Genomic DNA, 8,875 nt, shown 5'->3' with positions numbered 1-8,875 from the left:
CTTCCACCCCCGCCATACCGTCGCCGAGCCCGGCGGACCGCGGCCAGACCACCCCTTCGCGCGCGGCTGACCCGTCGCCCGAACCGGAGGCGGAGCCCTCGGCGAGCCCGATCCGAGACGCGAGCCCGACACCGATGCCGGCGCAGACGGCGAGCCCCACGCCGACCCCGACCCCAACGCCGACGCCGACGCCGACTCCCACTCCGACCCCGACTCCCACTCCGACCCCCACTCCGACTCCGACTCCGACTCCGACTCCCACGGTGCCGTCAGGAGTCGACGGGTCGACACCGACCGTTCCCGCCACACCGCAGTTCCGCGGCGGGCTGTGGGTCCACGGCGCCACAACCGACAGCCTCTTCTTCGCCGTCGACGTGCCGCCGGGAGCGACGGTGTCGGTCACCGCTCTCGATCGCACCGGCACCGAGGTGTTACGACTCGGCAGCACGGTCTACGTCTCCGTCGACGGACTCGACCCGATCGCGCTCCGCCTGGCGACCATCACCGTCATCGCGACCGTCGACGGCCGGCTCTCGCGCCCCCTCGTGCTGAACATCGATCAGTTCACGTGAGCGAGCGGCGGCAGGCATCCACTGTCGGTGTCAACCCTCGGCAGCGGCCGCATCTCGGCCGTACGGTCATGGCATGACCTCGATCGTCTGGTTCCGCGACGACCTGCGCCTCGCCGACAACCCCGCCCTGCGCGCGGCCGTCGACCGCGGAGAACCGGTGATCGGCCTCTACGTGCTCGACACATCGGAGAAGGTGCGGCCCCTCGGCGGCGCGGCCCGCTGGTGGCTGCACCACTCGCTCGCCGACCTCGGAGAGCGCCTGCGCGAGCGCGGCGGCGCCCTCGTACTGCGCCGGGGCCGCGCTCGCGAGGTGGTGCCGCAGGTCGTGCAGGATGCCGCGGCATCCGCCGTCTTCTGGAACCGCCGCTACGGCGGACCTGCGCGCGAGATGGACACCGCCCTGAAGGCACGGCTGCGGGACGACGGTGTCGAGGTCGCCTCGTTCGCCGCATCGCTGCTGTTCGAGCCGTGGACGGTGCGCACCGGGTCGGGCGGGCACTACGCCGTCTTCACGCCGTTCTGGCGCGCCTGCCTGCACTTGCCGGCGCCGCGCGCGCCGCTGCCCGAGCCCCGCGAGATCGTCGCGCCGCAGACGCTCCCCCGAAGCGACGCGCTCGACGACTGGGCGCTGCTGCCGACGAACCCCGACTGGGCGGGCGGGCTGCGGGAGACGTGGGAGCCGGGCGAGATCGCCGCGCACCGGCGCCTCGACGCGTTCCTCGCCGACGACGTGGACGACTACGACCGTGCGCGCGACGAGCCGGCCGCCGGCGTCACCTCGGGGCTGTCGCCGCGGATGCGGTGGGGTGAGCTGAGCCCGCACCAGGTGTGGCATGCGGCCGCGGCATCCGGGAAGGACACCGAGCGGTTCCTCTCGGAGATCGGCTGGCGCGAGTTCGCCTGGCACACCCTCTTCCACGCCCCCGACCTGCACACCGAGAACCTGCGGCGCGAGTTCGATGCCTTCCCGTGGCCGCGACCGCATCCGGCGGCGCTGCACGCCTGGCAGCACGGCCGCACCGGCATCGCCCTGGTCGATGCCGGCATGCGGGAGCTGTGGCACACCGGGGTCATGCACAACCGGGTGCGGATGGTCGCGGCATCATTCCTCATCAAGAACCTGCTCATCGACTGGCGGCGCGGCGAGGAGTGGTTCTGGGACACCCTCGTCGACGCCGACGAGGCGGCGAACCCGTTCAACTGGCAGTGGGTCGCGGGCTCCGGTGCCGACGCGGCACCCTACTTCCGCATCTTCAACCCCGAGACCCAGGCGCAGAAGTTCGACCCGCAGCACCGCTACATCGACCGCTGGGCGCCCGATTGGGCCGACGTGCCGCCGCTCGTCGACCTCGGCGACACGCGGCGCGCCGCCCTGGCGGCCTACGACGAGGTGAAGCGCTCCCGCGCCTGACGGCACGGGCGGCCGGGGAATGGATGCCGCGGCCTCCCCGTTGCAGCACACGATGAGCACCGCCCTTTCCGTCCTCGACCTCGTGCCCGTGCGCACCCACCAGACGAGCGCCGCGGCGGTCGCGGCATCCCTCTCGCTCGCCCACCGCGCCGACGAGCTCGGCTACACGCGCTACTGGTTCGCCGAGCACCACAACATGCCGGCCGTCGCCTCGACGACGCCGCCCGTGCTGATCGCCGCGGCCGCGGCCCGCACGTCGCGCATCCGGGTGGGTTCGGGCGGCGTCATGCTTCCCAACCACTCGCCGCTCGTCGTCGCCGAGCAGTTCGCGGCGCTCGAGGCCCTCGCGCCCGGCCGCATCGACCTCGGAATCGGGCGCGCGCCCGGCAGCGACCCGGTCATCACCCAGCTGCTGCACCGCTCGGGCACGACGAGCGACGTGGAGCGCTTCCCCGACCACATCCGCGACATCCTCTCGATCACGAGCCCGCAGGGCGCGACCGTGCAGTTCACCTCTGGTGGCACGTACGGTGTGACCGCCACCCCGGCCGCGACGTCGCAGCCGCAGGTGTGGCTGCTCGGGTCGAGCGACTACTCGGCGCAGCTCGCCGCCTCGATGGGCCTGCCGTACGTGTTCGCCAACCACTTCTCGGGCGACGGCCTCGAGCGCGCACTGTCGCTGTACCGCGAGCAGTACCAGCCGAGCGAGCAGCAGCCGGCACCCGTGACCTTCCTCACCGCCAACGTCGTCGCGGCCGACACCGCGGTCGAGGCAGCGGCACGCGCGCTGCCGCAGATCCGCATGATGGCGCGGCTGCGCTCGGGCCGCCCTCTCATCGCCCTCGAGACGGTCGAGCAGGCGGCCGCCGCCGAGGCCGAGGACGGCCTGTCGGCGCCTTTCCGCGCGTGGGCGGAATCGACCTGGTTCATCGGCGACGGCGACGACGTGCGCCGCCGCCTCTCCGATTTCGCGGCGCGACACGGGCTCGACGAGGTCATGATCTCGCCCGTCGCGGGCGCCCACGACGACGAGCCGATGGATGCCGCACCCGGCCGTGCCCGCACCCTCGAGCTGCTCGCGCCGCTCGCCGAGTGAGCAGCTCCCTCGCCCTCTAGGGTGATGCCGTGGGCGGCGAGCGCGGGAGGGGATTCGGCGGGGCCGTCGTGCGGGCATCGCTGCCGAACCTCGCCCAGTGGCTGAATCTGTACGCCTACGCGACGTTCGCGCCCTACTTCCGTCACGAGTTCTTCGCCGCCGACGACGCACACGCCCTCGTGTTCGTCTACGGCGCGTTCGCCCTCGCATTCGCCGCACGCCCGCTCGGCTCGTGGCTGTTCGGGCGCCTCGCCGACCGCCGCGGCCGAGCCCGGGCGCTGCGCGCCAGCGTGCTGCTCATGGCCGTGTGCACGCTCGTCCTCGCCCTGAGCCCGACGCACGCCGCGATCGGCGCGGGAGCCGCCGTCGTGCTGCTCGTCGCGAGCCTCGTTCAGGGCATCGCCGCAGGCGGCGAGTACGCGGCATCCGCCGTCTACCTCGCCGAACTCGCCCCCGCCGGCCTCCGCGGCCTGTTCTCCTCGCTGCAGAGCGCGACCATCGTCGGCGGCCAGGTGCTCGCCCAGGCGGCCCTGCTGGTCCTCCTCGTCACCGTCGACCGGCCCGCGATCGCGGCGTGGGGCTGGCGCGCCGTGTTCGCGGTCGCGGCCCTGGCCGCCGTCGCCTCGCTCCTCGCGATCCCGCTCCGCGCAGAGAACGCCGCCCGCGCTCAGGGCGGATCGATGCGCGTGCTGCTGCGCGAGCACACCGGGGCGCTCGTCTGGGTCATCCTCATGACGGCGGGCGGCACCGTCGTCTTCTACACCGATACCGTCACCCTCCCGACCCTCGCCCGCGACAGCGCGTTCGCCGCGGGCGGGGCTGCGGCCGAGACGGCGGCCGCGGCATCCGTTCTCGTGGCCCTCGTGGTGCTCATGCTGCTGCAGCCGATCGGCGGCGCGCTGAGCGATCGCATCGGCTGGCGCGCGTTGCTCGTCTTCTTCCGCGTCGGCGCGCTCGTGACGACGGTGCCGCTGCTGTGGCTCGTGCCGCAGACGTCGTCACCTTGGACTCTGCTCGGGCTGCTCGTCGGCGGCTTCGTCGTGCTCGCCGGCTACCTGTCGGTCAACACGGTCGCCAAGGCGGAGGCGTTCCCACCCGAGGTGCGTGCTCTGGGCGTCGGGTTCGGGTACGCGATCGCCAACTCGCTCTTCGGCGGCACGGCGCCCATGATCTATCACGCGAGCGCGGCGGGCGGCGGGACCCTGGGGTTCACCGGCTACGTGCTCGTACTCGTCGCGGTGAGCACGGTCGTGTACGTGTTCTTCACGCCGCGGCGGGCGGGTCAGTCCTCCGGCTCGCCGCTCACGAGCCCGCGCAGCCAGTCCCGCGCCTCGACGAACACCTCGTCGGAGTAGCGGTCGGGGTAGTGCACGATCGCGCGGTCTGCTCGGGCGTACGACCCGAGGAAGATCACCTTCGGGCTGAACCGGCGCAGGCCCATGAGCGCGTCGGCCATGCGCTCATCGCGGATGTGCCCATCGGCGTCGATCACGAAGCGGTAGCGGCCCAGCTCGTCGCCCACCGGACGCGAGGCCAGCAGCGAAAGGTTGATGCCACGGGTGGCGAACTGCTCGAGAAGCTCGAGCAGCGCGCCGGGGTGGTCCTCGGGGAGCTCGACGATGAGCGAGGTCTTGTCGGCACCCGTCGGCGCCGGCGGTGCGACCGTGCGGCTGACCAGCACGAACCGGGTCACGGCGTTGGGGTTGTCGCCGATGTCCTCGGCGAGCACCTCGAGTTCGTGATGCTCGGTGATGCCCGGCGGGGCGATGGCCGCGTCCGCGGGACTCGACCCGTCGAGCAGCCCCAGCGCGCTGGCCACGTTGCTCGCCGCGGGAATGTGCGCGTGCGCCGGAAGGGTCTCGCTCAACCAGCGCAGGCTCTGCGCGTAGGCGACCGGGTGGGCCGCGATCAGCGACACGTCCTCGAGCCGGCTGCCGGGGCGGCCGACCAGCACGAAACGCACCGGGACGAGGTATTCGCCCACGATGCGCAGGCCCGGCGTCGTCGCGAGGGCATCCTGCGCGGTGGAGACGCCACCGTCGACCGAGTTCTCGATCGCGATCATCGCTGCGTCGGACCGACCCTCGACCACGTCGGCGAGCGCCTCGCCCACATTGCGCACGGGGCGCCACACGTGCTCGCGCGCCTCCGGCACCTGAGCGAGGGCGGCCTCCGTGAAGGTTCCGGCGGGGCCGAGGTAGCTGTAGGTGCGGCGAGGGGCATCGGCCTCGGGCGCGTCGATCGTCACGGGGACACAGCCTAGCCGCGCAGAACATGCGCGCGGGTGTCAGACTGTGCGCATGAGCCGCGCTGGACAGCCCGCCGAAGCATCCGATCTGATCGACGTCGATGAACTGATCTCCGCCTACTACGACCGCATCCCCGACCCGACCGTGCCGGAGCAGCGGGTCGCCTTCGGCACCAGCGGGCACCGCGGCTCGAGCCTGTCGACGAGCTTCACCGAGACCCACATCCTCGCGACCACCCAGGCGATCGTCGACTACCGCGCCGCGCAGGGCATCGCCGGGCCCCTCTTCCTCGGGCGCGACACCCACGGCCTGAGCCTTCCCGCCGAGCGCACCGCCATCGAAGTGCTGGTCGCGAACGGCGTCGACGTGCGCGTCGACTCCCGCGACTCATGGGTGCCGACCCCGGCACTCAGCCACGCCATCCTCACCTACAACCGGGGCCGCGAGGACTCCGACCCGGGTCGAGCGGACGGCATCGTCGTCACCCCGAGCCACAACCCGCCCCGCGACGGCGGCTTCAAGTACAACCCGCCCCACGGCGGTCCCGCCGACACCGACGCGACCGGATGGATCGCCGACCGCGCGAACGCCCTCATCGCCGACGGGCTCGAGGGCGTGCGCCGCACGCGCTACTCCGACATCGACGGCGACGCGCTCGGCGAGTACGACTTCCGCGAGGCGTACGTGCGCGACCTCGACTCGATCATCGACATCGCCGCCATCAAGAAGGCCGGCGTCCGCATCGGCGCCGACCCGCTGGGCGGGGCCTCGGTCGACTACTGGGCGCTGATCGCCGAGCACTACGGGATCGACCTCACCGTCGTGAACCCCGAGGTCGACCCCACCTGGAGGTTCATGACCCTCGACTGGGACGAGAAGATCCGGATGGATCCCTCCTCCCCCTCGGCGATGGCCTCGCTCGTCGCCCGCCGCGACGAGTACGACCTGCTCACCGGCAACGACGCCGACGCCGACCGCCACGGCATCGTCACCCCCGATGCGGGTCTCATGAACCCGAACCACTACCTGGCGGTCGCGATCGACTACCTGTTCTCGCACCGTCCCGGCTGGTCGGATGCCGCGGCCGTCGGCAAGACGCTCGTCTCGTCGATGATCATCGACCGTGTGGTCGAGGCGCTCGGCCGCGACCTGTACGAGGTGCCGGTCGGGTTCAAGTGGTTCGTGCCGGGCCTGCTCGACGGGTCGGTCGCGTTCGGCGGCGAGGAGTCGGCGGGCGCATCGTTCCTGCGCATGGACGGCAGCGTCTGGACGACCGACAAGGACGGCATCCTGCTGTGCCTGCTCGCCGCCGAGATCCTCGCGGTCACCGGGAAGACCCCGTCGCAGCGCTACGCCGAGCTCGAGGAGACCTACGGGTCGTCGGTCTACCAGCGCGTGGATGCCGCGGCCACCCCGTCCCAGAAGGCGGCGCTCGCGAAGCTCGCCCCCGAGGCGGTCACCGCGACCACCCTCGCCGGCGAGGAGATCGTGGCCAAGGTGTCGCACGCGCCCGGCAACGGTGCGGCGATCGGCGGGCTGAAGGTCGTCACCGAGCACGCCTGGTTCGCGGCGCGCCCGTCGGGCACGGAGGACGTCTACAAGCTCTACGCCGAGTCGCTGCGCGGAGAGGCGCACCTGCGCGAGGTGCAGGAGCAGGCGCGCGAGGTCGTCACGGCCGCGCTCGGCGGCTGAGCCGCGGCATCCGTCTGAGCGCAGCACCGGCGCGGACGCGAGCGTCGGGCGCGCCTGCCAGGATGGACGCATGAGCTGGCTTGTCACCGGCGGTGCCGGATACATCGGTGCCCACATCGTCCGCGCCCTCGCCACCGACGGGCTGACCCCCGTCGTGCTCGACGACCTGTCGAGCGGCGTCGCCTCCTTCGTGCCCGACGGCGTCGCGTTCGTGCGGGGCTCGATCCTCAACCGCGAGCTGGTCGAGAGCGCGTTGCGGGATCATGACGTGACGGGGGTCATCCACGTCGCCGGCTACAAGTACGCGGGCGTCTCCGTGCAGCGTCCCCTGCACACGTACGAGCAGAACGTCGACGGCACGCGTGTCGTGCTCGCCGCGATGGCGGCGGCGAACGTCACCAACCTCGTGTTCTCGTCGAGCGCCGCCGTCTACGGCACCCCCGACGTTCCGCTCGTCACCGAGGACCTGCCCAAACGCCCCGCGTCGCCCTACGGCGAGTCGAAGCTGATCGGCGAGTGGCTGATCCGTGACCAGGGGATCGCGACGGCCGGGACGGAGCATCCGCTGCGGCACACCTCTCTGCGCTACTTCAACGTCGTCGGATCGGGCGACCCGAGCGTGTACGACGTGAGCCCCCACAACCTGTTCCCGATCGTCTTCGAGAAGCTGATCGCCGGCGAAGTGCCCCGCATCAACGGTGACGACTACGACACCCCGGACGGCACGAACGTGCGCGACTATGTGCACGTCGCGGACATCGCCTCAGCCCATGTCGTCGCCGCGCGACGACTGGCCGCCGGAGAACCGGTCGAGCCGGCCTACAACCTCGGCTCCCAGAACGGCCTGTCGGTCAAGGAGATCATGACCGCCGTGGCCCGCGTGACGGGCGTCGACTTCGCCCCCGAGATCGGGCCGCGGCGCAGCGGCGACCCCGATCGCATCGTCGCGACCGGAGACCTGGCCGCACGCGACCTCGACTGGCGCATGCGCTACACCGTCGATGAGATGGTGCGCTCGGGCTGGGACGCCCGCCGCGCGGCGACCGCGCCCGCGTGAGCGACCGCGCCGGTGTCGTCACCACCGCCGACGGCGCCGACCTCGCCTGGCGTCAGACCGGCGCCGGGACGCGCGAACTGCTGCTGATCGCCGGCCAAGGGGTGAGCGTGACGTCGTGGGATCCGGTGCTGCCCGCACTCACCGCTGTCGGGCGAGTCACTGTCTACGACCACCGCGGGATCGGCGGGAGCACGGTGGGCGAGGCGACCGAATGGTCGACGCGGTCGCTCGCCCGCGATGCGGCCACCGTGATCGAGGCACTCGACATCGCGCCCGCGGCGGTGATCGGGCACTCGATGGGGGGCCGGGTCGCGCAGTGGCTCGCCATCGACCGCCCGGAGCTCGTCGACCGGCTCGTGCTGGTGTCGACGACGGGCGGCGATGCGCGGGGGATGCGCCGAGAGGATGCCGCCACCTCCGCGCTCGCGAACGGCACCGGCGATGTGCTCGCGCCCTATTTCTTCTCCGACGCCTACATCGCCGACAATCCACACGCGATCTCGCTGTTCACCCGCCGCGACGCGGCGATCCCGGTGCGCCGGGGCCACTTCCAGGCGTCGTCGACGCACGACGCGTGGGATGAGCTCGCGCGCATCACGGCGCCCACGCTCGTCGTGCACGGCGCCGACGACCGCATCACGCCTCCCGAGAACGGGCGGCGCGTGGCGGCATCCGTGCCCGGCGCCACCCTGGTCGAGGTGCCCGGCGCCCGTCACGCCCCGCAGCTCGACACCGAGGCCGCCCTCGCGGCGATCGTCGACTTCGTGCGCGGCTGAGCGCCGACCGGGCGCCGCCCGC

The 8,875-nt window shown here is 72.4% G+C and carries 9 protein-coding genes; 7 read left to right on the top strand and 2 right to left on the bottom strand.

Annotated features, from left to right (window positions below; all coding sequences use genetic code 11):
• The coding region (locus RR49_RS15945) for a hypothetical protein (RefSeq protein WP_211255131.1) at positions 1-232 on the bottom strand (232 nt) is incomplete at its 3' end.
• 31 nt (positions 233-263) lie between these two features.
• On the opposite strand from RR49_RS15945, the gene RR49_RS15800 reads away from it, so the two are divergent.
• The 4 genes from RR49_RS15800 (at position 264) to RR49_RS02710 (ending at position 4,434) form a co-directional block, all read left to right on the top strand.
• Complete coding sequence (locus RR49_RS15800; RefSeq protein WP_045246488.1) at positions 264-572, top strand: hypothetical protein; 309 nt, start codon at positions 264-266, stop codon at positions 570-572.
• Between the two features lie 73 nt (positions 573-645).
• Entirely contained in the window at positions 646-1,983 is a 1,338-nt protein-coding gene (locus tag RR49_RS02720; RefSeq protein ID WP_045246486.1) for a cryptochrome/photolyase family protein, read from the top strand.
• Between the two features lie 52 nt (positions 1,984-2,035).
• Entirely contained in the window at positions 2,036-3,079 is a 1,044-nt protein-coding gene (locus RR49_RS02715; protein WP_157013137.1) for an LLM class flavin-dependent oxidoreductase, read from the top strand.
• A 29-nt stretch (positions 3,080-3,108) separates the two neighbouring features.
• Complete coding sequence (locus RR49_RS02710) at positions 3,109-4,434, top strand: MFS transporter (RefSeq protein ID WP_048809363.1); 1,326 nt, start codon at positions 3,109-3,111, stop codon at positions 4,432-4,434.
• Here RR49_RS02710 and pheA read toward each other — a convergent pair.
• Complete coding sequence (gene pheA, locus RR49_RS02705) at positions 4,362-5,327, bottom strand: prephenate dehydratase (protein ID WP_048809362.1); 966 nt, start codon at positions 5,325-5,327, stop codon at positions 4,362-4,364. The genes RR49_RS02710 and pheA overlap by 73 nt on opposite strands.
• 52 nt (positions 5,328-5,379) lie before the next feature.
• Between pheA and pgm the strand changes: the two genes are divergently transcribed.
• The 3 genes from pgm to RR49_RS02690 all read left to right on the top strand — a co-directional run bounded on the left by pgm (position 5,380) and on the right by RR49_RS02690 (position 8,853).
• Positions 5,380-7,020, top strand: a complete 1,641-nt coding sequence (gene pgm, locus RR49_RS02700; protein ID WP_045246483.1) for a phosphoglucomutase (alpha-D-glucose-1,6-bisphosphate-dependent) — start codon at positions 5,380-5,382, stop codon at positions 7,018-7,020.
• Positions 7,021-7,090: 70 nt separating this feature from the next.
• On the top strand, positions 7,091-8,077 hold the full coding sequence (galE, locus tag RR49_RS02695) for a UDP-glucose 4-epimerase GalE (protein ID WP_045246481.1): 987 nt from the start codon (positions 7,091-7,093) through the stop codon (positions 8,075-8,077).
• Entirely contained in the window at positions 8,074-8,853 is a 780-nt protein-coding gene (locus tag RR49_RS02690) for an alpha/beta fold hydrolase (RefSeq protein WP_045246480.1), read from the top strand. The genes galE and RR49_RS02690 overlap by 4 nt, the downstream gene beginning before the upstream one ends.
• Positions 8,854-8,875 lie beyond the last annotated feature (22 nt).

It is taken from the genome of Microbacterium ginsengisoli (genome assembly GCF_000956535.1).
Taxonomy (GTDB): Bacteria; Actinomycetota; Actinomycetes; order Actinomycetales; family Microbacteriaceae; genus Microbacterium; species Microbacterium ginsengisoli.
Note: the sequence above shows the minus strand (reverse complement) of the source record. Positions and strands in the feature narration are given on the sequence as shown.